The sequence below is a fragment of the Cellulomonas sp. KH9 genome (genome assembly GCF_900114185.1).
Taxonomy (GTDB): domain Bacteria; phylum Actinomycetota; class Actinomycetes; order Actinomycetales; family Cellulomonadaceae; genus Cellulomonas.
The window spans coordinates 436,064-460,231 of sequence record NZ_FOSE01000001.1 but is presented as its reverse complement, the minus strand read 5'-3'; the positions used below and the strand labels follow the sequence as shown (position 1 = coordinate 460,231).

The window sequence follows — 24,168 nt, the reverse complement described above, 5'->3', positions numbered from 1 at the left end:
CTCCCACACGGATGCGGCAGGGAACGATCGCAGGTTCCCCTCACACCCCCGCGACGAACTCCTCCCAGGTCCCGCCCGTGCGCAGGGCGTCGGGCCCGGCGAGGTTCACGCGCTCCCGGCACGCCCGCCCGACGGGCCCGGGGACCGGGACACGCACGACCCGCGCGTCCCGGCCGCGGGCCCGCAGCAGGGTGCGCAGGAGCTGCTCCGCGGAGAGCACCTGCGGCCCGACGACGTCCGGGACACGGCCCTGCGGAGGCCCGAGCGTGACCTCGACGAGTCGGCGTGCCACGGCCGCGACCTCGACCGGCTCGGCCCACACGGCCCGGGGCGCGGGCACGACGGGCCAGGCCGCGAGCCGCCCCAGCGTGCGGAGCACGAAGTCGTGGAACTGCGCCGGGCGCACCACGGTGGACGGGACGCCCGACCGCTGCACGGCGCGCTCGGCGGCGGCCTTGGCGCGGTAGTAGCCGACGGGCAGCCGGTCGGCCGCCGTCACCGACACGAGGACGAGGTGCTCGACACCCGCCCGCCGCGCCGCGGCCGCCACCTGCTCCGCCGCCCGGTCGTCCCCGCGACCGCCGGCCAGGTGGAGCACGGTCGTGACCCCGGCGGTCGCGGCGTCGAGGCCGTCGCCCGTGACCGTGTCGCCCACGACGTACGTGGCCTGCGGGGTGTCCGTCCGGGCACGTCGGCTGAGGACCCGTGGACGCACCCCGGCGGCGTGCAGCAGCGGCAGCACGTGGCCCCCGAGGTTCCCGGTGCCTCCGGTGACGAGCATGGTCATCGCGCCTCCCGGCAGGACGTGGTGCGCCGACCGCACGACCGACCGTACGCGAGGCCGCACCGGGCCGGGAAGGCGCTCAGGCCGGCGGCACCCGCAGCACGTGCGCCGCGGCGTCCCCGGCCACCGCCACCCGCCAGCGCTGCCCCGGTCGCCGGTAGACCCGCCGGGTCGTGCTGCCGCGGTCCGGCTCGAACGCCTCCAGCAGCGACCCGTCGACCAGCACCTCCGCGGGCCCGTCCGTCTGCCACACGTCCACGGTCGCCCCGGCGTCGTCGACCAGGGACACCACCAGCCCTCCGGACGCGGCGACGCGCCACGCGGGCTCGTCCGTCACCAGCAGACCCTGCTCGACGTCCAGCGGTGCGCCGCGCAGCCCGGCCAGCTCGGCGGCCGGGCGCATCACCGCCCGCCCGTCCGGCGTCAGCGCCAGCTCCCGCGGGCACGTCAGCAGGCCCGCCCACCCCGCGGCGGCGACCTCGTCCGCCGGGCGGGTGCCGTCGCGGGACTCCCAGGACCACCCCCACAGCAGCACCCGCCCGTCCTCGGTGACGTACGCCTGCGGCGCGTACAGGTCCGGGCCGTGGTCGACCACGGTGGCCACCTCGGGGACGAACCGCGGCGCGGCACCCGTGAGGTCGAGGCCACCCGTGTACGCCGTCACGCCGAGCCGCTCCGGCCCGTCGCCGCGCTCGAACCACGACACGAGCAGCACCCACCGGTCACCGACCTGTACCAGCTGCGGGCACTCCCACACGTGACCGGGCGACGCCAGGCCCGTGGGGACGTCCTGCGCCCGCAGCAGCGTGCCCAGCAACCGCCACCGGTCCAGGTCGTCCGCGTCGTGCACGAGAACCGCACCGCCGGTGGGGGTGCCGGCACCCTGGACGGCCACGCGCCGCCCGGCGACGGTCAGCAGGAACGGGTCGCGCACGTCGACGACGCCCGGCAGGTCCGGGTGCGGGGCCGCGAGCCGGTCGGGCTGCACCCAGCCGCCGTCCGCGCCGCGGCGGGCGACCGCGACACCCGCCGTGCCCGTGTCGGACGCGTCGCGCACCGCGCTGTAGACCAGCGCCACGTCGCCCCCGTCCGGCACGGCCACCCCGCTCCACGCGCCGCCGGCGTCCAGCGTGCCCGACCGCGGCGTCAGCGCGACCGGCTCGTGCTCCCAGCGCAGCAGGTCCACCGAGCTCGCGTGCCCCCAGCGGATCGAGCCCCACACCGTGTCGTCGGGGTTCCACTGGTACATCACGTGCCACCGCCCGTCCCACCGGCCGATCCCGTTGGGGTCGTTCAGCCAGCCCCGCGGGGCGCGGACGTGCCACCGCGGCTCGTGCAGGTCACCGGTGCGCTGCTCCATGCGCCCCAGCGTGGCAGCGGTACCGGCCGCCGTGCCGCCCCTGTCGCACGTCGCACGCCCGGGATCGCGGGTGCCCGCAGCGCGGCGTCAGCGCCACCACCCGGCCGGGCGGCCGGGGCTGACGACGTCGAGGCCCGCCGCCGCCGCGGCCCGTGCGGTCGGGGCCTCGTACGTGGCGATGGCGCGCACGTCGACGTGCGCGAGCGCCGCCCCCACGTGCAGCGCCGCGAACGGGGCGAGGTCCGCCGGCAGGAGCACCGCCCGGCGCAGCACCTGGTCGGACAGCCTCATGCGCCCGACGCGGGTCAGCACGTCGAGGACCACCAGCGACGCCTCGACACCCAGGAACCCGGCCGTGACCCGCGCCTCCAGCACCGTCACCTGCGACACGACGACGGCGGCCTCGTGCTCGGCCACCCACGCCGACCACGCCCGGGCCTCCGGCGCCTGCGGCAGGTACCGGCTCAGCGCCGACCCGTCGAGGTACACCTCCGCGGCCGGGTCCCGCGCCACCAGGACGCTCGCGTCGAGCGCGCGCCGCTGCGCGGGCACCGTGCTCAGGACGCGCGAACGGCCGGCCCCCGCAGGGGTCCGGCCGTTCGCAGGTGCTGTGCTCACCGCTGGCGCAGACGCTCCATGGCGAGCTGGACGAGCGCGATGAGGGCCTGCTTGGTCGCGGCCCGCGACCGCGCGTCGGTGTAGAGCACCGGCACGTGGGCGGGGATCGCGAGAGCCTCACGGACGTCGTCGAGCTGGTGCTTGGCGATGCCGTCGAAGCAGTTGACGCCGACGACGAACGGGATGCCACGCGACTCGAAGTAGTCGACGGCCGGGAAGCACTGGTCCAGGCGGTCGGTGTCGACGAGGACGACGGCGCCGATCGCGCCACGGACCAGGTCGTCCCACATGAAGAGGAACCGGTCCTGGCCCGGGGTGCCGAACAGGTACAGCCAGAGCGAACCCGGCAGCGCGATGCGACCGAAGTCCATCGCGACCGTCGTGGTCGTCTTGCGGTCCGTCACGCCGCCGGCGTCGTCGACGCCCACGGAGTGCTCGGTCATCGCGGCCTCGGTGTTGAGCGGCTCGATGTCGGAGATCGAGCCGATGAAGGTCGTCTTGCCGACGGCGAACCCGCCGGCGACGACGATCTTGACGACGGTGGGGGCAACTGCGCCCGCGGTCCCCGCCGGAGCGGCGACGGCGGCGTCAGAGGGCGGAAATGCCATTGAGAACACTCTCCAGCACGCTCAGGGACAGGGCGGGGCTTTCACCGGTGTTGACCTCGACCGGCTGTGAGGTGTGCACGCGCACAGAGTTGGCATCGGTGAGGTCGGACACGAGGATCCGGACCACACCGAGCGGAAGGTGGAGGAGCGCCGACAGCTCGGCGACCGAGATGTACCCGGCCGACGCGTGCTGGATGATCGCGCGCTTCTCGGGCGTCAGCCCCGTGCTGGCCACGGCGCCCGGCATGACCTCGACCAGAGCCTCGAGAGGCAGGTCGGAGCGTGCCGAACGCACGCGACCCCCGGTCACGGCATAGGGCCGGACCGTTCGGGCCTCGTACTCGACGTGTTCGCTCATCATCCGTTCCCTCAGGCGACGGGTGCCCGGGTCGCACCGTCGATCGGCAGCTGGCCCCGCATCTCGGAGATGAGCTGCGGCGTCAGCGTGGCCTCGGTGCGCGAGACGAGCATCGCCATCTCGTACCCGATGAGGCCGACGTCGCACGTCGCCTCGGCGACCACGGCGAGGACGGAGCCGTTGGAGACGCTCATGAGGAAGAGGAACAGGTGGTCCATCTCGATGATCGCCTGGCGCACCTCCCCCGCACGCAGCTGGCGCGACGCGCCACGGGTGAGGCTCGACATGCCCGAGACGATGGCCGCGAGCTGGTCGCCGCTGGTGCGGTCGAGCTGCTCGGACATCGCCATGAGCAGACCGTCGGCCGACACCACGAGCGTGTGGCGAGTGCCGGGCACGGTCCGGACGAAGTTGTCCAGGAGCCAGCCGAAGTTGGCTGCCTCGGTGCTGAGCGCGGTCACACTTCCTCCTTCATGGTGCAGTCTGGGCCGACTGCGGGCGGGATGTCCGCGGTGACACACAGGCCACCGGGAGTTCGGGGTCGTCGGATCACGAGTGGTCACCGTCCTGGGGTCCGTGGGCCGCGCGACGTCCGCGCGACGTGCCGGTCTGGAAGCTCGACAAACGGGACCGCAGCTGGTCCGCGTCGCGCTGGACAGGGCGCTCCTCCATCGGTGCCGGCGCGGCGGGGACCGCACTGGGGACACGCTTGGCGAGGCGCTCCGAACCGCCCGCCCCCACGGCGCTGGGCCGGTACGCGGACAGCTGGCTGAGCTCCGAGAGAGCCTGCTCCTGGATGTCCGAGCGGAGGGCGAGCATCGCCGCGACCTCGTCGTCGAGGGTCCCCACGCGGGGGGCCGTCGACGGCGGGACGGACGGGTGCGGGACCGTCGAGGCGGGCGCGGCCTGACGGCCCGTCCACTCCGGCGGCGACCACGAGGGCGCGGGACGCACCTCGGGGACGACAGGTGTCGCAGCGGACTGCGGCGCGGACGGCGCCGACCACGCCGGCGCCTCCCAGCCGCCGGCGGCGGGCGCCTGCGGTGCGGGCGGCGTCGCGGGAGCGAGCGGCGCGGCCGCCAGCCCGTCCGGGCCCCATGCGGAGGAGCGCACGGGGGTACGCGTCACCGTCGGTGCCGGGACGTCCTCGACGGGCTCGTCGTCCTTCCTGCGGCTGAAGAAGTTGCCCCAGCGACGCTTCGGCTTGTCGTCCTCGGGGGCGACCAGGTCGCTGAACGCCGGTGCCGGGCCAGCCGCCGGGGCCGGCGCGGACGTCGGCTGCCACGCGGGCGACGGCGCCTGCGCGCTGCGTACCGGGAGAGCCGGCCGGGGGTCGACGACCGGGTCCGGTGCCACCGGGGCCGGGGCCGGCGGTGCCACGGGCGCGGCGTCGACGGGCGCGAACATCTGGGTCGGCTCGTCGGCGGCCGCGGAACGCGCCCACGCGGGCGTGCTCGGGCGCCACTCGTCGGCGGACGGTGCCGGCGCGGCCTCGACCTGCCGCTCCTGGTGGGCGGGTGCCTGCCAGGCGACGGGCTCGGGGTCCGGCTCCAGCTGCGGTGCGACCACCGGGGGTGCGACGGCGGCGACGGGCGCCCAGGGGGCGGCCACCTCCTCCTCCACCTCGGGCTCGGGCTCCGCCTCGACCTGGTGGCCGTAGCCGGTGGGCTGCTCGTCGGACCGGGCGGACCACGCGGGAGAGGCCGCGCGCGTCGGCTCCGGCACGACCGGCAGCGCACCCGTGTGCCAGGCACGGGCCTCGTCGAGCGACCGCTCGAACGGCACGTACGGGGCCGTGTACTCCAGCGCGGGACGGTCGCTGCTGCCGGCCCAGCCGGAGTACCCGCTGTAGGAGGTGAACGACGGCTCGGGCTCGGGCTCGACGGCCGGCTGCTCCGGCGAGCTGCCCTGCTCCTCGTCACCGAACGCGACGGGCGGCAGCGCGGTGGTCTCCCACTGCGCCTCCGGCGCCTCGTCCCAGGACGCGGCCGGGGCCTGCGGCTGCTCCCACGAGGGTGCCGCGGGCTCCTCGGGCTGGTCCCACGACGCGGCCGGGGCCTGCGGGGCCTCCCACGAGGGGACCGCCGACTCCTGCTGCTCCCACGACGGGGCCGTCTCCTGCTGGTCCCACGAGGTCGTCGGGGTCTGCTCCCACGTCGCGGCGGGGGCCTGCGGCTCGTCCCACGCGGGGGCGGGGGCCGTCTCCGCGGCGGGCGCGTCCGGGGCCCACGGCTGCTCGTCGTGGGTGGGGGCCCACGGCTGCTCGTCGCTCTGCGGCGCGCGCCACGTGTCGTCCGTGTGCGGGGCGCTCCACTGCTCGTGCTGCTGCGCGGGCTCCTGCTGGGCCGCGTCCTCGTCCGGCGTCGCGCTGGGACGTGCCCGGCTCGGCAGACCGCTGGAAAGGTCACGCCACGACGGCACCGGCCAGCCCTCGTCCGCACCGGACGCGGGCGACGCCTCGGGCGTCGTGACCTCGTCGGGCTCGAGCGACGGCACGGCGAGCCCCGACGCGGCCTGCTCGGCCGGCGTGGGCAGCTCGCGACCCCGGAAGCCGGAGAACAGACCGGCGCGGGCGGCCGGGTCGGCGGGCGCCGACGCGGGACGGGCCTCGCCCTGGTCCGGCTCGCTGGCCCAGGCCGACGTGGCGGCACGGGCACGGGTCGGCAGACCCGACCGCAGCGGGGTGGCCGCGACGGCCGGCGCCCACTCGCCCGTGTCGACCGACAGCTCCGGCGACAGCGTCGTCTCGGGTGCCACGGGGAGGACGATGTTGTTCTCGTCGAACGTCTTGCGCGAACGCGTCGGCAGACCGCCGGGCGCGTTCAGCATCGGCACCGGGATCGGGGCGTCGTCGTCCGGCACACCCGCGGCCGGCTGGCCGGCGGGGGCTGCACCGGCCTCGTCGCCGCGGCGACGGCGCGGCAGGCCCAGCGGCGTCTCGCCGTCGGTGAGCCCGGCCAGGTCGACCTCACGGACCTCGGGCGCCTCGATCTGCGGCAGCGGTGCGGCCTGCGCCGGCGCGGCCGCGGCGGGCGGCAGCGCGCCGTAGCTGTTGACCTCGTTGGCCGAGAACAGGGTGCTCGGGAACATGACGAGCGCCTCGGTGCCCGTGCCGCCGACGCGCTTGCGCAGCGTCACCTCGGCACCGAGCCGCTGGGACAGGCGGCCGACCACGAAGAGGCCGAGGCGCTGGGCACCGAGCGCGTCACCGGCGGAGACGGAGGCGATCTTGCGGTTGGCCGACTCGATCTCCGCCTCGGTCATGCCCAGGCCCTGGTCGGTGATCCGGACGACCACCGACGCGCCGGTCACACCCGTGGTGACGACGACGGGCGTCTCGGGCTCCGAGAAGACCGTGGCGTTCTCGAGGAGCTCGGCCAGCAGGTGGGCGGCGGACAGCGCGTTGAACCCGAGCATGTGCGGGTCGACCTGCAGGTCGAGCTGGACGCGGTCGTACTGCTCGATCTCCGAGGAGGCGGTACGGATGACGTCGGACAGCGGCATCGCGTCCCGCAGGCGGCGGCCGGAGTCGATGCCGGCGAGCACGAGGAGCGACTCGGCGTTGCGGCGCATCCGGGTGGCGAGGTGGTCCAGGCGGAACAGGTTGGCCAGCGTCCCGGGGTCCTCCTCGGCACGCTCGAGGGAGTCGATGAAGGACAGCTGCCGGTTGAGCAGCACCTGGTCGCGGCGGGCGACGTTGACGAACATCTCGGCGATGGAGCCACGCAGCGCCGCCTGCTCCTGCGCCACCTGCACGGTGGTCGCGTTGACCGCGTTGAACGCCTGGGCCAGCCGGCCGACCTCGTCGGAGGAGCGCACCGGGATCGGGGCGAGCGTGATCTCGGGCCCCTCGCCGGGCGTCGAGACCTGCTCGACGAGCCGCGGCAGCTGCTCGCGGACGTCGGCGGCCGCGCTGGTCAGGCGACGCAGCGGGACGACGATGGATCGCGCGACCGTGACGGCGAAGATGAACGACACGATGAGGGCGAGCAGGGCGAGCGCGACGGTGACGAGGGCGGTGTCGCGGGCGTCGGACACACCGTCCGCCGCGACCTCGTCGGCGCCGGCGAGGACGCCGGAGTTGACGGTGCCGATCGCGCCCATCTGGTTGGTGGTCTGCGCGAGCCACTCACCACCGTCGATCGTCGCGATGGCGCCCGTGGCACCACTGGTGAACCGGGCACGCATCGACAGCAGCGACGCGGTGGGGTCGCCCGTGCTGACGGCCACGCCGGGCAGCTCGAGGTCGGCAACCGACGACCGCGCACGGTCGCGGGCCAGCTCGGTGGAGGTGGTCTGGGACTGGAAGCTCCGGGCGAGGGCCGGGCTGTCGACGACGGCGACCTTCAGCTCGTACCCCGTGACGTACTCGTTGAGGAGCGCGTCGGACAGGAGCGCCAGCTCGCGGTTGGCTGCGACGTACTCCGCCAGCCCGCGGTCGCGCAGGGAGTTCGCGACACCCTCCATGACGCGCGTCTGCCCGTCGAGGATGTTCTGGAAGGTGTTCTTGATGACGGCGCGCTGGCCGTTCTCGTCGACGCGCTGGCGCACCTGCGGCAGCAGCGTGCGGTACGCCTCCTGCTGGTCGCGGAAGTCGCGGACGACGGCCTCGGGGAACTGGTCGAGCTGCAGCTCGGCCGTCACCTCCCGGGTCTCGCCCAGCACCCGGTCCGTCACGGCGCGCGCCTCTTCGATCTGCTCCGGTGAGGCCCCGGTGAGGGACAGGATGCGCTCTTGCTGGTAGGCCGCGGTGAGCGGGCTCAGCGCATCGAGCGTGCGCACCACGGTCTGGGTGGCCCGCGCGTACCGGAGGTCCTGGATCGCGCCGTACGAGATGTACGTTCCGGCCACGAGCAGGACGATCATGGGCACGGCGAGGACCGCCAGGACCTTGGCACGGATGCCGAGCCGTCGCAGCATGTCGATCCTTTCCCTTCGCCCGACGTCGGACGCTCACGGCGGTATACCGCTCGCGTCCGTCACGCAGCCACCGCAGGGTGACTGCCGTCTGCGCTTCATCGGTACCTGGACACCGGACCATTAGCCCGCCGCCCGAGTTTGCCACGGACCTCACCCCTGCCGATACGCCGCGTACGTCGCAAAACACCTGGCGTGCCCGCGACCGCCCCGGCGCGCCTGCGTGCACCGCCCGCCCGGGCCGCCCTACGGTGCCGATCGTGCGCGCCGTCGTCGTCAGCTCCCCGGGCGGACCCGACGTGCTGCGCGCGGCCCAGGTGCCCGACCCGGTGCCCGGTCGCGGTGAGGTGCTGCTCGACGTGGCCGCCGCCGGTGTCAACCGCGCTGACCTGCTGCAACGCGCCGGCCACTACCCGCCCCCGCCCGGCGCCCCGGCGTGGCCCGGGCTGGAGGTCGCCGGGGTCGTGGTCGACGTGGGCCCCCCGGCGACGACCGGCGTGGACGCCGCGGACGGCCCCGCGGGCCCCGCCGCGCCGCGGGTCGGGGACCGCGTCGCGGCGCTCCTGGCGGGCGGAGGTTACGCCGAACGAGTGACGGTGAACGCTTCCCTCACCCTGCCGGTGGACCCGTTGGTCGATCTGGTGGACGCGGCGGCCCTGCCCGAGGCGCTCGCCACCGTCTGGTCGAACCTGTGCGCCGCCCGCCTGGCACCCGGCGAGACGCTGCTGGTGCACGGCGGGTCCGGCGGCGTGGGCTCCGTGGCCGTGCAGCTCGCCCACGCGCGCGGCCACCGGGTCGTCGCCACCGCGGGCGGGCCGGACCGGTGCGCCCGCGTGCGTGAGCTGGGGGCCGACGTGGTCGTCGACCACCGCGGGCAGGACGTGGCGGCCGCCGTGCGGGAGGCCACCGGGGGCCGCGGCGTCGACGTCGTGCTCGACGTGCTGGGGGGCGGCGCCCTGCGGTCCAACGTCGAGCTGCTGGCCGAGGGCGGCCGGCTCGTGGTCATCGGCCTGCAGCAGGGCCGCCGCGGCGAGCTCGACCTGCCCGCCCTCATGGCGCGGCGCGGCTCCGTGATCGCCACGACCCTGCGTGACCGGCCCGCCGCGCAGAAGGCCGCGATCATGGCCGGCGTCCGCGAGCACGTGTGGCCGCTGGTCCGCGACGGGCGGGTACGACCGGTGGTGCACGCGCGGCTGCCCCTGGACGAGGCGCCGCAGGCGCACCGGCTGCTCGCCTCCGGCGAGGTGCTCGGCAAGGTCCTGCTGCTGCCCTGACCGCCCCGCGGTTCTCCGCGGGGCGTGGGTCAGCGGGCCGTGGGTCAGCGGGCCGGCGGGCCCGTGGGTCGGTCCAGGAGCCCGCCGGCCAGGGCCGGGGCCAGCGCCGGCGTCAGCGGCAGGCGCGGCACCAGGGTCGCCTGCACCGCGTGGTAGAGGTCGGCCTTGCCGGCCCACACGGTGCGGGACACTCGGTTGTCGGGTCCCAGCTCGTGCCACCACGAGCCGCCGGCACGGTCGAGCACGTGCTCACCGACGTAGTCCCACCACTGTGTGTACAGCGCGTCGTAGCGGGCGTCCCCCGTGGCCGCGTGCAGGGCGGCCGCCGCGGCGACGGCCTCGGCCGCCACCCAGTGCATGCGCTCGCGCACGACCGGCCGCCCCTGCCAGTCGACCGTGTAGACGAAGCCCGGTGCGCCGTCGACCGCCCAGCCCTCGCGCACCGCCGCGTCGAACAGCGCCGCTGCGTCGTCGAGGAGCCACGTCGGGGCGACGTCGCCACGCGCCGTGAGGGCCGCGCGCGCGTGCAGCGTGAGCCGCGCCCACTCCAGCCAGTGGCCGACGGTCGCGCCGTAGGGACGGAAGGGGTGCGCCGGGGTCGCGGCGTTGTACTCCAGGTCCGGCGTCCACGACGCGTCGAAGTGCTCGGGGATCCGCCACCGGTTGCCGCGTGCGAAGCCGTGGACGACCCGCTCGACCATGCGCAGCGCCCGGTCCAGCCACCGTCGGTCCCCCGTGACGTCGGCCGCCGCGAGGTACGCCTCGACGGTGTGCATCGTCGCGTTGACACCCCGGTACGGGTCGAGGCGCGTGAACGTGCGGTCCCACTCCTCGACGACCATGCCCGCCTGCTCGTCCCAGAACCAGCGGTCCTGCGCCGCGAGCGCGTCGGCGAGCAGGGCGTCCGCCCCGGGCCGGCCGGCGGCGCTCGCACTGGCGGCGGCGAGCACGACGAACGCGTGCGGGTAGGCCGCCTTCGTCGTCACCCGTGGGGCCCCGTCGGGCTCCACCTCGGCGAACCAGCCGCCGTGCGCGTCGTCGTGGAAGACCCCCGTCAGGGCGGCCAGCCCGTGGTCGACGAGGGCCGCGGCACCCGGGCGCCCCATGAGGTGGGCCAGCGCGTACACGTGCGTCGTGCGGCACGTGATCCACAGCTCGAGCGGGCCGGGCAGCGGGCGTCCGGCGTCGTCGAGCCGGACGAAGCCGCCGTGGGCGGCACGCGACGCGCGGCCGAACTCCCACAGCCGGTCGGTCTCGGCCTCGAGCCAACGGTGGTGCGCCGGGGAGCTGAGCCACGCCATGGGGGCAGCCTAGCCAGGGCGCCCGTCCCCACGGCTGCGTACCGGACCGGACGGGGCGATGATGGCGAAATGGACACCGGTGAGCACCGCGAGGACCAGACGCCCGCCCAGCAGCGCACCGACGCGGCGGGGGACCGCCCGCACGTCGTGGTGGTGCCGCCCCAGGACCGGGACCGCCCGGACGGCCGGAGCGAGGAGGATCCCGACGGCCGGCGGGACGAGGACCTGGCCGGCATGGTCGAGCAGCCCGCCAAGGTCATGCGGATCGGGACCATGATCAAGCAGCTGCTCGACGAGGTGCGCTCGGCGCCGCTCGACGACGCGGCCCGCGCCCGCCTGGCCGAGATCCACGACCGGTCGGTGCACGAGCTCGAGGAGGGCCTGTCCCCCGAGCTGCTGGACGAGCTGCACCGCATCACGCTGCCGTTCACGGAGGACCAGGCGCCCTCGGACGCCGAGCTGCGGATCGCGCAGGCGCAGCTGGTCGGGTGGCTCGAGGGCCTGTTCCACGGGATCCAGACCGCCCTGGTCGCGCAGCAGATGGCCGCGCAGGCGCAGCTCACGCAGATCCGGCGCGGGCTGCCCCCGGGCCAGGTGCCCGGACCGGGTGGACTGATCGTCCCCGTCGCCCGGGACGAGCGCCCCGACGACCTGCGCCCGCCGACGGGGCAGTACCTCTAGCTGTACTGACCAAGACCGTTGTTGACGTAGCGAGTCGGGCCCGCCGGGTCAGGCCTCGCCCGCCGTACCGTCTGGCACGGTCCTGTCGGGCATGGTCCTGTCGGGTGCGGTCCTGTCGGGCATGGTCCTGTCGGGTGCGGTCCTCTCCGGCGTGGTCCTGTCCGGCGCACCGTCGTCGCGCGCCGTGAGCGCGATGGCTCCCGAGACGAGCACGAGGCCGACGAGCTCGAGACCGTGCGGCCACTGGCGCAGGACGACCGCGCCCACGACGGCCGCCGTCGCCGGCAGCAGGGACAGCAGGATGGCGAACGTCGCCGCGCTGACGCGCCGCAGCACGACCTGCTCCATCACGTACGGCACGAGCGACGAGCACACGGCGATGGCGACGACGACCAGTGCGAGGCGGGCGTCGTGCAGGACCGGGCCGGACCCGCCCGCGAGGAACGGCGCCAGGACGAGCGCACCGGCGGCCATCGCGATCGCGAGCCCGCTCGGACCGGGCCCGCTGGATCGCGCCACGCGTCGTCCCAGCACGATGTAGGCACCCCAGCACGCGGCCGCCACGCCGATCGCGACCAGCCCGGTCACGGCGGTCGGCCCGGCCTCGAGGCTCACGCCGGCCAGCAGCACGACGCCCACCGCGGCCACCGCGATCGCGGCGCGGTCGCGCCAGCCGGACCCCGTGACCGCGGCCACCACCACGGGCCCCAGGAACTCCAGGGACACCGCGGTCCCCAGCGGCAGGTGCTCGATCGCGATGTAGAAGGTGACGTTCATCGTCGCCAGCACCACCCCGAACAGGGCGGTGACGCCCAGCCGGCGCGGCTCCCACAGCTCCCGTATCCGCCACGGCCTGCGCCAGGCCGCGAGCAGCACCGCCGCGACCGCGACCCGCAGCCAGGCGACCGTGCCCGCGGGCACCACGGCGAAGAGCCCGACGGCCAGCGCCGCGCCCAGGTACTGCGTCAGGCCCGAGACGACGAACAGCAGGGGCGCGGGCACGGCGCCAGGCTACGACGTGCGTGCGGACGTCGTCGCCCGGCGGTCAGCCCTTGACGGACCCGGCCAGCAGGCCGCGCACGAAGTACCGCTGCAGCGCGAGGAACACGATCGCGGGAACGATGATCGACACGAACGCACCGGCGGACAGCAGGAACCACTGCGAGCCGCGCGTGCCGGTCAGGTTGAACAGCGCCACCGTCATCGGTGCGACCTGGTTGGACGACCCGGCGAAGGTCAGCGCGACCAGCAGGTCGTTCCACACCCACAGGAACTGGTAGATGCCGAATGCCGCGAGCGCGGGCTTGAGCAGCGGCAGCATGAGCCGGAAGAACACCGTGACGTGGGCCGCGCCGTCGACGCGCGCCGCCTCGACCAGCTCCCCGGGGATCTCCCGCATGAAGTTGTGCAGCAGGAACACCGCGAGCGGCAGGCCGAACATGGTGTGCGAGATCCACACCGCCCAGAACGTGCCGGCCACGCCGATGTCGGCGTACAGCGACAGCAGCGGGATGAGCGTGACCTGGATGGGCACGACCTGCAGCGCGAACACCGCGACGAACAGCGCGTCGCGACCCCGGAACTGCATCCACGCGAACGAGTACGCCGCCAGCGTCGCCAGGAAGATCGGCAGCACCACCGACGGGACGGCGATGACGACCGAGTTGATGACGAACGGCAGCAGCGACTGCGAGGAGTCGGTCGCCAGGACGGTCCGGTAGTTCTCGAGCGTGAAGTTCGGGTTGGTCAGGACCGTCCACCAGCCGGTGGAGTTGATGTCGGCCGCGGGTCGGAAGGACGTGACGAGCAGGCCGAACGTCGGGATCGTCCACACGGTCGCCAGCACGATGGCGGCGACGGTGGCCCAGGGCGACGTCAGCCGGCGCTTGGTGGCGCGCACCGTGGCCGCGACGTCGCCCTCGGAACGCCCGGCGGGCAGCACGACCTGGACGGGGGGCGGGGTGGTGGTCATCGTGCCTCCGCCTGTCGCAGCTGCCGGACGTTGTAGACGATGATCGGGATCACCAGGACGAAGAGCAGGACCGCGAGCGCGGCGCCCAGCCCCTGGTTCCCGGCCGTGAAGCTCTGCGTGTAGAACTCGTTGGCCACGACGCTGGTGCCGTACAGGCCGCCGGTCATGGTCCGGACGATGTCGAAGACCTTGAGGCAGCCGATGGCGATCGTGGTGAGCACCACGACGAGCGTCGGGCGGATGGCCGGCACCGTGACGAAGCGGAACAGCTGCGAGGCGGACACGCCGTCGAGCCGCGCGGCCTCGGTGATCTCCGCCGGGATGGCCTTGATGGCCGCCGACAGGATCGTCATGGCGAACCCGGCCTGGATCCAGATCATCACGACGATGAGGAACAGGTTGTTCCACGGCTGGTTGAGCAGGAACTGCTGGGGCTGCATCCCCAGCCACACCAGCACCTGGTTGAGCAGCCCGATCTGCTCGGGGTTGACCCGCACGTCGGGGTCGTAGAAGCGGTACTCGTAGACGAACTTCCAGATGATCGAGGCACCGACGAACGAGATCGCCATCGGCAGGAAGATCAGCGCCTTGGCGGCGGACTCCCCGCGGGCCCCGTTGACCCAGATCGCGTACAGCAGACCGACCAGCGTCGCGACGAACGGCGTCACCAGGACCCACAGCACGGTGTTGCGCAGCACGACCAGCTGGTCGGGGGAGCTGAAGATCGCCGTGTAGTTGGCGATGCCGATGAAGGACGAGCCGGCCGCGTCGAACAGCGAGCGCACGACCGTGCGGCCCGCCGGGTACAGCAGGCCGACGATCAGCAGCAGCACCGTCGGGCCGACGAAGAACCACGCGACGCGGCGCGCGCCGCGACGCTCCAGCAACGAGACGACGAACAGGATCAGACCGATCACGACGGCGAACGCCGCCAGCGCCAGCACCATCGCGACCAGCTTGTCCGCGACGTTCATCGCACCTCCCGGGCACCTACGAGGGTCAGGACGGGCCGAGCCCGGCAACGCGGACCGGACCGCTCCCCCGCCCCGCGTGCGGGGTCGCCCGGAGGCGGGGGAGCAGCCCGGTCAGGTCACCGATCAGGGCCAGGCGGCCTCGATCTTCGACAGGGTGTCCGCGGTCGACTGCCCGGTGATCCAGTTGGTCGACTCCTTCCAGAAGGCACCGGAGCCGACGGCCGCGGGCATCTGGTCGGAGCCGTCGAACCGGAACTCGGACGCCGGGTCCAGCAGGATCTCGGCCGAGAGCAGGTCGATCGGGTTCACCAGGTTGTCGGTGTCCAGACCGCTGTTCGCGGTGATCCAGCCGCCGCCGGTCTCCTCGGACGACGCGGCCGCCTTGAGGTTGGCCCACGTGTCGGTCGACCAGAACTCGAGCAGCGCCTGCACCTCGGGGCGGTCGGAGAACGCGGTGACGAACTCACCGGCGCCGAGCACCGGCTTGGTGGAGCTGTCCTCCGACGGCAGGTAGAACGCGAAGACGTCGCCGTCGTCCGCGACGTCGGTGCCCTCGGGGAAGTTCGCCGCGTAGAACGACGCCATCCGGTGCAGCGAGCACTGCCCGTCGAGGATCGGCAGGCCGGCGTCCTGGAAGGCGGTCGTGGCGATCGTCGACACGTCGCCGATGCCGCCGTTCACGTAGTCCGGGTTCTTCAGGTACTCGCCCACGGCGTCGAGCGCCTGGGTCGGGACCTCGGAGTCGAACGCGATCTCGTGCGAGACCCACTGGTCGTAGACGTCGGGGCCACCGACGCGCAGGACCATGTCCTCCATCCAGTCGGTCAGCGGCCACCCGGTCGCCTCGCCCGACGCGATGCCGGCGCACCACGGCTTGTTGTTGCCGTCGGCCGCGATCTGCTCGGTGAGCGCCATCAGGTCGTCGAGCGTCTCGGGAACCTCGTACCCGTTCTCCTCGAACTGCGTCGGCGAGTACCAGACGAGCGACTTGACGCTCGCGCCCGACGGGGCGGCGTAGAACGTGCCGTCGACCGTGCCGAGGTCCTTCCACGACTCGCCCCAGAACTCGTCCACGTTGGCCGCGACGCCCTCGGGGGCCGGGACGACCGTGCCGGTCGCCACGAGCTGGGCCAGCAGGCCCGGCTGCGGGACGATCGCGATGTCCGGCGTGTTGCCCGCCTGGGCACGCACGAGGATCTGCTGCTCGAACTGCTTGTCGGCCTGGTAGTCGACGGTCGCGCCCGTGCACTCCTCGAAGGGCTCGAACGACGTCATGTAGGGCGTGTCCTCCGGCGCGACGATCCCCGCGTAGATGGTGACCGTCTTGCCGCTCAGGTCCCCGTACTGCTCGAAGTCGGCGCAGTCCACCTCGACCGCGTCGACCGTGGCGTCCGTGCTGTCCCCGGGCGTCTCACCGTCGCCCGTGCTGCAGGCTGTCAGCGCGAGCGCTGCCACGGCGCCTGCCGCCAGCACGCCAGCGCTCTTGCGCATGTGCCTCATCAATCCCCCAACGTCCTCGTCTCGGATAAACCGGCTCAACGACCCAACGCCGTCCTGGACGGCGTTGCAAGACGAATCACCCGACGAAACGGTCACGATTGGGTCACATCGAGAAGGTTGGGCGGGTTTTCTCACCCGTCCGGGCGGGACGGCCGCCGGGGCGCGTCTAGACGAGCACACGACGCAGGACCGCGACGGCCCCGTCGTCGTCGATCGTGCCCGTGACCTCGTCGGCCGCCGCGCGCACCGCGTCCTCGGCGTGGCCCATCGCCACCCCGCAGGCCGCCCAGCGCAGCATCTCGACGTCGTTGTCGCCGTCCCCGATCGCCAGCGTCTCGTGCGGCTCGACACCGAGCGCGCGCCGCACCTCCTCGAGCGCCGACGCCTTCGAGACGCCGCCGGGCGTCAGGTCCAGCCAGGCGGACCAGCCCACCGCGTAGGTGACCTGGTGCAGGCCGACGCGCTCGACCAGCGCCCGGAACTCCTCGGGCGTGCTGCGCGGCGCGCGGATGACGACGCGCGTGGCGGGCGCGGCCGCCAGCTCCTCCAGCGTCACGACCCGGTGCTCGCCCGACAGCTCCCCGGGCGGGAACGGCGCCGACACCAGGAAGCCCACGCCGAGGTCCTCGACCGCGTACAGCGCGTCGGGCAGCTCGAGGGCGATCGCCCGCAGCGCCGGCCCGGGGTCGAAGGTCACCGACCGCACGACCGTCCACCCGGCGGGCTCGTCGGGCTCCAGCCGCGCGGTGACCGCCCCGTTGGAGCACACCACCCAGCCGTCGGTCAGGCCGAGGTCGCGCGCGACCTCCGTCGCCGAGTGCGCCGCGCGCCCGGTGGACAGCACCACGTGCACGCCGTGCTCGACGAGTGCGGTCACGGCCGCCCGCACGTCCTCGCTGATGACCCCGTCGTAGGACATCAGGGTGCCGTCGACGTCCAGGGCGACGAGCCGGGTGCGGCTCACCGGACCGGCTCCAGGACCTCGAGGCCGCCCAGGTAGGGGCGCAGGCCCTCCGGGACGCGGACCGAGCCGTCGGCCTGCTGGTGGTTCTCCAGCAGCGCGACGATCCAGCGCGTCGTGGCCAGCGTGCCGTTGAGGGTGGCGACGGTCCGCATGCCGTCGGCCGTGCGCTCGCGCACCCCCAGGCGACGGGCCTGGAACGTCGTGCAGTTGGAGGTCGACGTCAGCTCCAGCCAGCGCTGCTGGCTCGGCAGCCACGCCTCGCAGTCGAACTTGCGCGCGGCGCTCGAGCCCAGGTCGCCCGCGGCGGTGTCGATGACGCGGTACGGCAGCTCGGCCAGCGCCAGCATCTCCTTCTCCCACGCCAGGATCCGGCGGTGCTCGGCGGCCGCGTCCTCGGGTCGCGTCCAGACGAACGCCTCGACCTTGTGGAACTGGTGCACCCGGATGATGCCGCGGGTGTCCTTGCCGTACGAGCCGGCCTCGCGGCGGTAGCACGCGCTCCAGCCGGCGTACCGCAGCGGACCGTCCGACAGGTCGAGGATCTCGCCCTTGTGGAACCCCGCGAGCGCGACCTCGCTGGTCCCCACGAGGTACAGGTCGTCGGCCTCGAGCCGGTAGATCTCGTCGGCGTGCGCGCCGAGGAACCCGGTCCCCGCCATGATCTCCGGCTTGACCAGGGTCGGGGTGATCGTGGGCACGAAGCCGTTGCGGAGCGCCAGGTCCATCGCGGCGTTGAGCAGCGCGAGCTCGAGGCGGGCGCCGACGCCGGTGAGGAAGTAGAAGCGCGCCCCGGAGACCTTGGCGCCGCGCTCGGTGTCGATCGCGCGCAGCCCCTCCCCCAGGTCCAGGTGGTCCCTGACGACGAAGTCCGGCCCGTACTCGGCCGCCAGGTCGCGCGGCGTCCCCACGTGCTCGAGCACGACGTAGTCGTCCTCGCCGCCGGTGGGCACGCCGTCCTCGACGACGTTGCCGATGCGGCGCGCGAGCTCGGTGGCGTGCGCCTCGGCGGCCTCCGCGTCGGCCTGCAGGGCCTTGACGCGCGCCGCGAGCTCCTTGGTGTGCGCGAGCAGCGCCTGCTTCTCGTCGCCCGCCGCCTGCGCCACCTTCTTGCCGAGGGACTTCTGCTCGGCACGCAGCGACTCGTACTCCGTCAGCGCGGAGCGACGGCGGGCGTCGGCGTCGAGCACCTCGTCGACGAGGTGCGGGTCCTCGCCGCGCGCCACCTGGCTGGCTCGCACGACGTCGGGGTCCTGGCGCAGGAGCTGCAGATCGATCACCCCCCGACACTACCGACCCCGCACACCGCATTCCCCCCGGGCGGTCCGCCGGGCGCACCTCCCCGCCCCGGGACCGCCCCGGGGCCGCCCCGACCTGCGGTGCGGCCCGCGCACCCGTAGATTGCCCGCCATGTCATGGGTCGCGTGGGTCGCGGTGGTCGCCGGTGCGCTGGCGCTCGTCGCCGTCGGGCTGGGTCTGTGGGTCTGGCGGCAGCAGAAGCGGCTGCGCACCCAGCTCGGGGTGGCACCCGCCGCGGAGTCGTCGGCCACGACGCCCACCACCCCCGGACAGCTCGTGGCGTTCGTCGCCAACCCGTCCAAGCCGGACGTGGCGGACCTGCGGGCCGCGGTCCGCAAGGCCGCCTCCGAGCAGTACCTGCCCGAGCCGCTGTGGCTGGAGACGACCGTCGAGGACCCGGGGGTCGGGCAGGCGCGCGAGGCCGTGGCCGCGGGCGCGGACCTCGTGGTCGCCGTCGGCGGCGACGGCACCGTGCGCGCGGTCGCCGAGGCACTGGTCGGCACGGGCGTGCCGATGGGGCTCATGCCCCTGGGCACCGGCAACCTGCTGGCCCGCAACCTCGACGTGCCGCTGAACGACCCGCTCGCGGCGATGCAGCTGGCGCTCGACGGTGTCGACAAGCCCATCGACGTCGGGTGGCTGCGCGTGCAGGCGTGGGAGTCGCAGATGGACGACGACATCGCCGAGGCCGCCGACGACCTGCCCGACGACACCGACGTGCCGCGCGACCACATCTTCCTCGTCATCGCCGGTCTCGGGTTCGACGCCGCGATGGTCGCCGACACGGACGACGACCTCAAGGCCAAGGTCGGCTGGATCGCCTACTTCATGGCCGGGGTGCGCCACCTGCACGGCCGGCGGCTGCGGATCCGCCTCACGCTGGACGAGAACCCGGCCCGCCAGCTGCGCGCCCGCAGCGTCCTCATCGGCAACTGCGGCAAGCTGCCCGGCGGCATCACGCTGCTGCCCGACGCGGTCCTCGACGACGGCGTGCTCGACATCGCGTCGATCGACACCCGCGCGGGCGTGGCGGGTTGGGCGCAGCTCTTCGGCGAGGTCGTGTTGCAGGGCGTCGGGGTGCGCAACGAGCTGCCCGCCAAGATGGGCCGCATCGACCACGAGCGGGCCCGGACCGTGCGGATCGACGTGACCGGCGGGGAGCACGTGCAGGTCGACGGCGACATCGTGGGCCGCGCGAGCCGGATCACCGCGCGCGTCGACCCGGGTGCGCTCGTCGTGCGGGTGGCCGGCTGACGCGAGCCGGCGGGGCTCGGCAGCCCGCGGCCCCGTCGGCCCGGGTCGCCCCGTCAGCCCGGGTCGCCCCCGCGCAGCCGCTCGAGCCACGCGCGCGCCTCGACGAAGTCCGCGTCCGCGGTACCGACCTGCACCTGCGGCGCGACGGCGTCCGCCCGCGGGTACGACCCGAGGAACCGCACGTAGGGGCACCGCCGGTGCAGCCCCATGAGCACCTCCCCCATCCGCTCGTCCGTGACGTGCCCCTCGGCGTCGATCGAGAAGGAGTACCGGCCCAGCGCGTCCCCGATCGGCCGCGACTCGATGCGTGACAGGTTGACCCCGCGCACCGCGAACTGCTCGAGCATGGCGAGCAGCGCACCCGCCTCGTTGTCCGGCAGGTGCACGACGAGCGTCGTCTTGTCGGCACCCGTGGGGGGCGGCACGGGGCCGGGCGGCCCGACCACGACGAACCGGGTCAGCGCCGACGGGTTGTCCGCGACACGCTCGGCCAGCGGCACCAGCGCGTACGTGCCCACCGCGGCGGGCGGCACGAGCGCCGCGTCGAACGTCGAGGACCGCAGGGCGGCCGGGTCGGCGGCGGCCTCCGCGAGCAGCGCGGCGGGCGCGGTGTTGCTCGTCGCCGGCACGTGCACCGCCCCCGGCAGGTGCGCCGCGAGCCAGCGCCGGCACTGCACCCAGGCGTGCGGGTGCGCCGCGACGCGCCGCACGTCGGCCAGCCGCGTCCCGGGTGGCCCCACCAGCGTGAACTGCACCGGCACCAGCACCTCGCGCAGCAGCACCAGCGGGGAGCCCGTCGCCAGGGAGTCCAGGGTCGCGGTGACGCCGCCCTCGGCGGTCGACTCGATCGCGACGACCGCACGGTCGGCCCCGCCGGCACGCACCGCGGCGATCGCGGACCCGACGTCCGTCTGCGGCAGGTACACGGCCTCGTCCGGCGACGCGACCTGGCGCAGTGCCTCCTCCGTGAACGTGCCCGCAGGCCCGAGGTACGCGTAGCGCAGCACGGCGATGACCCTCCCCACCCGATGGGCCCGGCGGCCCGGCGGCTCGAGCGCGCCGGCACCGGGTGCCGCGCGCGGCCGCACCCGCGGCCCCGCCGAGCCTAGTGGGCGCCCGTACGCTGGGACCGTGCCCCGGTCCCTGCGCGCGCTCGCTGCTGCCCTCCTCGCCGCGTTCGCGGTGCTGCTCGGTGCGCCCGCGCAGGCGGCCCCCGCGCCGGAGCCCGTGCCCGGACCGGTCGTGCTGGTCGGCGTCACCGGCCTGCGCTGGGACGACCTGGGCTCGCTGACCACGCCGGCGCTGTGGGGGCTGTCCCACGAGGGCTCGATCGGCCTGGTCGCGACCCGGTCCGTGCACAAGCGCGGGTGCCCCGTCGACGGGTGGCTCGCCGTGTCCGCGGGCAACCGCGCCGCCGACCTGCCCTCCGAGGACGGCACGTGCCGCACGCTGCGGGACCCCGGCGAGTCCGGCGAGGTGCCCGGGTGGGACGACTACGTGGCCGCCGCCCGCGGCGAGTCGTACGGCGCACGGCCCGGCATGCTCGGGGACCTGCTGACGCGCACCGGCACCCCCGCGACCGGCATCGGCGCCGGCGCCGCGGTGGCCCTGGCCACGTCCGACGGCGTGCCCGCCGGCACCCACCAGCGGCTGCCGGCCCAGCCGCGGGCGCTCACGCAGGCGGTGGCCTCCGCCGCGGCGGACTCGCAGCTCGTCGTCGTCGACGCGGGCGTGATCCGCGACCCCGGCTACGGGACCGTGCCGCGCACGCCGTCCGCGACCCCGGGCACGGCACCCGAGACCGACGAGCTGCCCGGCCTGGAGCAGGGCGAGGCGGACCTGCCGGGATCGGGGTCCATCACCGAGCCCACCCGCGCGCAGCAGGCCGTCGACGTGGACGAACGTGTCGCGGCCGTGCTCGACGGCCTGGCGGACCACGACGCGACGGTGCTGCTCGTCTCGCTCGCCGACTCCGGGCGCGCCGCGCTCCAGGTCGCGGTGGCGCAGGGCCCGCGCCCGGTCGGCGACCCGTACGAGGCGAGCCTGCTCACCTCCGGGTCCACCCGCCAGCCGGGCGTCGTCCAGGTCACCGACGTGACGCCGACCCTGCTCTCGCTGCTGCAGCTGGACGACGACGCCCCCGCGCTGCCCGGCGCGCAGATGGTCCCGACACCCGGGCCCGCCACCGGCAGCGCGCGCGTCGCCCGGCTGATCGACGTCCAGCTGGAGGCGTCCGCGATCACCAAGGTGTCCGGCCTGTTCTCGGCGCGCCTCGTGATGGGTCAGGCGGTGCTGTTCGTCGCCGCGGCGATCCTGCTGGTGCTGCGGGTCCGCACGGACCGCGGACCGCTGCGCCCGGCGCTGCGCGTCCTGCTGGTCGGTGCGCTGGCGCTCGGCTCGGCACCGGTCGCCTCGTTCCTCACGGGACTCGTGCCGTGGTGGCGCGCCGACCGGCAGGGACCGGCCTTCTGGACCGTCCTGCTGGGCTGGATCGCCGTCATCACGGTCACCGCCCTGGTCGGACCCTGGCGCCGGCACGTGCTCGGCCCGGCGGGCGTCGTCGCCGCGGTGACGGTGGTGACCCTCGCGGTCGACGCCGTCACGGGGTCGACCCTCGTCGTCGACTCCCCCATGGGCGCCCACCGCATCCTCGCCGCGCGGTTCTACGGCATGAGCAACCAGGCCTTCGCCCTCATCACCGCGGGGGGTGTGCTGGTCGCGCTGGTGGTCGCCGACCGGCTGGTGCGCCAGGGGCGGCGCACCGCGGCCGTCGCCGCCGTCGTCGTCATCGGCGTGGTCCTCATGGTCGTCGACGGCGCTCCCGCGTGGGGCGCCGACTTCGGCGGCCCGCCCGCCCTGATCCTCGCGTTCGCGATGTTCGCGGTCGCGGTCAGCGGGCGACGGGTCTCGTGGCGGCTCGTGCTGGGGGTCGCGGCCGTCGGTGCCGTGGTCGTGATCGGTTTCGCGGCGCTCGACTGGATGCGGCCGGCCACCGAGCGCACCCACCTGGGCCGGTTCCTCGACACCGTCCTCGACGGCGGGCTGTGGGACGTCGTGTGGCGCAAGGTGTCCGCCAACCTGCGGGTCCTCGGCTCGTGGCGCTACCTGGTGCCCGCCGTGGGCGGCGTCGCCCTGACGTGGCTGGTGCTGGCCGGGCCCCGCGCACGGCGCGGCGGTCTGCTCGGCGCCGGCTCACCGCTGGCCGGTCTGCAGCGCGAGGTGCCGCTGCTGCGGCCCGCCGTCGCCGCCACCGGCGCCGCGCTCGCCCTGGGGTTCCTCATGAACGACTCGGGGATCGTGGTGCCCGCCACGGGCATCGCGCTGGCCGTGCCGTGCCTGGTCGCCGCAGCCGCGCAGTGGCGGCTCGACGCCCGCCCGGAGGACGTGGACGAGGTCCACGGCACCCGGACGGTCAACGACCCGGGCGCTGCTCCCGCGGGGACAGCGTCCGCCTGACGCCGGACGCCGCCGCCCGTGCGCGGCGGGTGCTGACGGCGAGCTGCACGTCGCGGTACTGCGCCGCCCGGTGCAGCTGCCCCTTGAGGTCGGTGCCCGACGGGCGGTGCCGCAGCTCGCACGGCACCTCGAGGACGCGGAAGCCCAGGCGCAGCAGGTCGATCGTCATGCCCGCCTCGACGCCCCACCCGCGCGCCAGCGGCGTCGCCGCCTCGAACGCCTCACGCGTCAGGCAGCGCATGCCGGACAGCGGCTGCGTCGGCGTCCACCCGGTCATCGACGCGATGGCGCGCCGCGCCGCGCCGACGACCAGGCCGCGACCACCGGCGCCGGGCTGCGGCGGCAGCAGCGCGATGGTCAGGTCGGCGATCCCCTCGAGCACGGGCGGCACGAGGGGGGCGGTGTTCACGGCCGTGTCGGCCAGGTCGCCGTCGATGAACAGCAGGTGGCGCGGCGGACGGTCCGGCGCGTCGCGCATGGCGACGACGGCGGCACCCGTCTCCATCGCCGCGGCCTTGCCGCGGTTGTGCGAGTGCCGCACCACCACGGCACCGGCCTCACGCGCCACGTGCTGGGTGTTGTCCTCCGAGCCGTCGTCGACGACGAGCACGAGGTCGACGTACGGGATCGCCCGGGCGGACCGGACGGTCGCGGCGATCCGCCGCGACTCGTCCTTGGCCGGGATCACCACCGCGACGCGCTGGCGCTGCTTGTGGCCGCGCGACGCACGGGCCACCCTGTCCGCGGTCGCGGCGGACGGGGTGCCAGGCGTCACGTCGGCCTCCGGTCGGACGGCCTCGCTCCCCGTGCGTGTCACGGTGCCCACCCTATCGACCACGGGGGGCAGGTCG

The 24,168-nt window shown here is 74.8% G+C and carries 19 protein-coding genes and 1 pseudogene; 4 read left to right on the top strand and 16 right to left on the bottom strand.

Going from position 1 to position 24,168, the window contains the following annotated elements:
* Positions 1–40: 40 nt before the first annotated feature.
* From BMZ16_RS02070 to BMZ16_RS02040, 7 genes are all read right to left on the bottom strand, one after another.
* Entirely contained in the window at positions 41–787 is a 747-nt protein-coding gene (locus BMZ16_RS02070) for an SDR family oxidoreductase (protein WP_089798659.1), read from the bottom strand.
* Positions 788–863: 76 nt separating this feature from the next.
* Positions 864–2,144 carry a glycoside hydrolase family 32 protein gene (locus BMZ16_RS02065; RefSeq protein WP_089797940.1) on the bottom strand — a complete coding sequence of 427 codons (1,281 nt, stop codon included), beginning with the start codon at positions 2,142–2,144 and terminating at the stop codon, positions 864–866.
* 87 nt (positions 2,145–2,231) lie between these two features.
* Positions 2,232–2,762, bottom strand: coding sequence for a hypothetical protein (locus tag BMZ16_RS02060; protein WP_255366300.1), 531 nt, complete (start codon positions 2,760–2,762; stop codon positions 2,232–2,234).
* The gene (locus BMZ16_RS02055) at positions 2,759–3,370 is read right to left on the bottom strand and encodes a GTP-binding protein (RefSeq protein WP_089797938.1); all 612 of its coding nucleotides are present in this window, start codon (positions 3,368–3,370) and stop codon (positions 2,759–2,761) included. The genes BMZ16_RS02060 and BMZ16_RS02055 overlap by 4 nt, the downstream gene beginning before the upstream one ends.
* Positions 3,351–3,728 carry a DUF742 domain-containing protein gene (locus tag BMZ16_RS02050; protein ID WP_089798658.1) on the bottom strand — a complete coding sequence of 126 codons (378 nt, stop codon included), beginning with the start codon at positions 3,726–3,728 and terminating at the stop codon, positions 3,351–3,353. The genes BMZ16_RS02055 and BMZ16_RS02050 overlap by 20 nt, the downstream gene beginning before the upstream one ends.
* An 11-nt stretch (positions 3,729–3,739) precedes the next feature.
* Entirely contained in the window at positions 3,740–4,189 is a 450-nt protein-coding gene (locus BMZ16_RS02045; RefSeq protein WP_089797937.1) for a roadblock/LC7 domain-containing protein, read from the bottom strand.
* Between the two features lie 88 nt (positions 4,190–4,277).
* The gene (locus BMZ16_RS02040; protein WP_089797936.1) at positions 4,278–8,648 is read right to left on the bottom strand and encodes an ATP-binding protein; all 4,371 of its coding nucleotides are present in this window, start codon (positions 8,646–8,648) and stop codon (positions 4,278–4,280) included.
* A gap of 257 nt (positions 8,649–8,905) precedes the next feature.
* Between BMZ16_RS02040 and BMZ16_RS02035 the strand changes: the two genes are divergently transcribed.
* Positions 8,906–9,919 carry an NAD(P)H-quinone oxidoreductase gene (locus tag BMZ16_RS02035; protein WP_089797935.1) on the top strand — a complete coding sequence of 338 codons (1,014 nt, stop codon included), beginning with the start codon at positions 8,906–8,908 and terminating at the stop codon, positions 9,917–9,919.
* Positions 9,920–9,963: 44 nt separating this feature from the next.
* On the opposite strand, the gene BMZ16_RS02030 is transcribed toward BMZ16_RS02035, so the two are convergent.
* A complete protein-coding gene (locus tag BMZ16_RS02030; protein WP_089797934.1) occupies positions 9,964–11,220 on the bottom strand; it encodes an AGE family epimerase/isomerase in 1,257 nt (418 codons plus the stop codon).
* 69 nt (positions 11,221–11,289) lie between these two features.
* Between BMZ16_RS02030 and BMZ16_RS02025 the strand changes: the two genes are divergently transcribed.
* A complete protein-coding gene (locus tag BMZ16_RS02025; RefSeq protein ID WP_089797933.1) occupies positions 11,290–11,901 on the top strand; it encodes a bacterial proteasome activator family protein in 612 nt (203 codons plus the stop codon).
* A gap of 147 nt (positions 11,902–12,048) precedes the next feature.
* Here the strand turns inward: BMZ16_RS02025 and BMZ16_RS02020 are convergent.
* From BMZ16_RS02020 to serS, 6 genes and pseudogenes are all read right to left on the bottom strand, one after another.
* Positions 12,049–12,903: pseudogene (locus BMZ16_RS02020) on the bottom strand (DMT family transporter); the annotation flags it as partial.
* A 43-nt stretch (positions 12,904–12,946) separates the two neighbouring features.
* Positions 12,947–13,873, bottom strand: a complete 927-nt coding sequence (locus BMZ16_RS02015) for a carbohydrate ABC transporter permease (RefSeq protein WP_089797931.1) — start codon at positions 13,871–13,873, stop codon at positions 12,947–12,949.
* Entirely contained in the window at positions 13,870–14,847 is a 978-nt protein-coding gene (locus BMZ16_RS02010; protein WP_089797930.1) for a carbohydrate ABC transporter permease, read from the bottom strand. The genes BMZ16_RS02015 and BMZ16_RS02010 overlap by 4 nt, the downstream gene beginning before the upstream one ends.
* 123 nt (positions 14,848–14,970) lie before the next feature.
* A complete protein-coding gene (locus tag BMZ16_RS02005; protein WP_369822480.1) occupies positions 14,971–16,338 on the bottom strand; it encodes an ABC transporter substrate-binding protein in 1,368 nt (455 codons plus the stop codon).
* Positions 16,339–16,513: 175 nt separating this feature from the next.
* On the bottom strand, positions 16,514–17,311 hold the full coding sequence (locus tag BMZ16_RS02000) for an HAD family hydrolase (protein ID WP_089797928.1): 798 nt from the start codon (positions 17,309–17,311) through the stop codon (positions 16,514–16,516).
* Positions 17,308–18,588, bottom strand: a complete 1,281-nt coding sequence (gene serS, locus BMZ16_RS01995; protein WP_089797927.1) for a serine--tRNA ligase — start codon at positions 18,586–18,588, stop codon at positions 17,308–17,310. The genes BMZ16_RS02000 and serS overlap by 4 nt, the downstream gene beginning before the upstream one ends.
* Positions 18,589–18,718: 130 nt before the next feature.
* On the opposite strand from serS, the gene BMZ16_RS01990 reads away from it, so the two are divergent.
* Positions 18,719–19,861: a diacylglycerol/lipid kinase family protein gene (locus BMZ16_RS01990; protein ID WP_089797926.1), complete on the top strand. Its 1,143-nt coding sequence runs from the start codon at positions 18,719–18,721 to the stop codon at positions 19,859–19,861.
* Positions 19,862–19,914: 53 nt separating this feature from the next.
* Here BMZ16_RS01990 and pheA read toward each other — a convergent pair whose 3' ends face one another.
* Positions 19,915–20,865 (bottom strand): prephenate dehydratase, encoded by a 951-nt coding sequence (gene pheA / locus BMZ16_RS01985; RefSeq protein WP_089798657.1) that lies wholly within the window; start codon positions 20,863–20,865, stop codon positions 19,915–19,917.
* Positions 20,866–20,992: 127 nt separating this feature from the next.
* Between pheA and BMZ16_RS01980 the strand changes: the two genes are divergently transcribed.
* Positions 20,993–23,317 carry a hypothetical protein gene (locus BMZ16_RS01980; RefSeq protein ID WP_177199561.1) on the top strand — a complete coding sequence of 775 codons (2,325 nt, stop codon included), beginning with the start codon at positions 20,993–20,995 and terminating at the stop codon, positions 23,315–23,317.
* Here BMZ16_RS01980 and BMZ16_RS01975 read toward each other — a convergent pair.
* The gene (locus BMZ16_RS01975) at positions 23,274–24,134 is read right to left on the bottom strand and encodes a glycosyltransferase family 2 protein (RefSeq protein ID WP_369822479.1); all 861 of its coding nucleotides are present in this window, start codon (positions 24,132–24,134) and stop codon (positions 23,274–23,276) included. The two genes, BMZ16_RS01980 and BMZ16_RS01975, sit on opposite strands and share 44 nt — an antisense overlap.
* Positions 24,135–24,168: the final 34 nt, after the last annotated feature.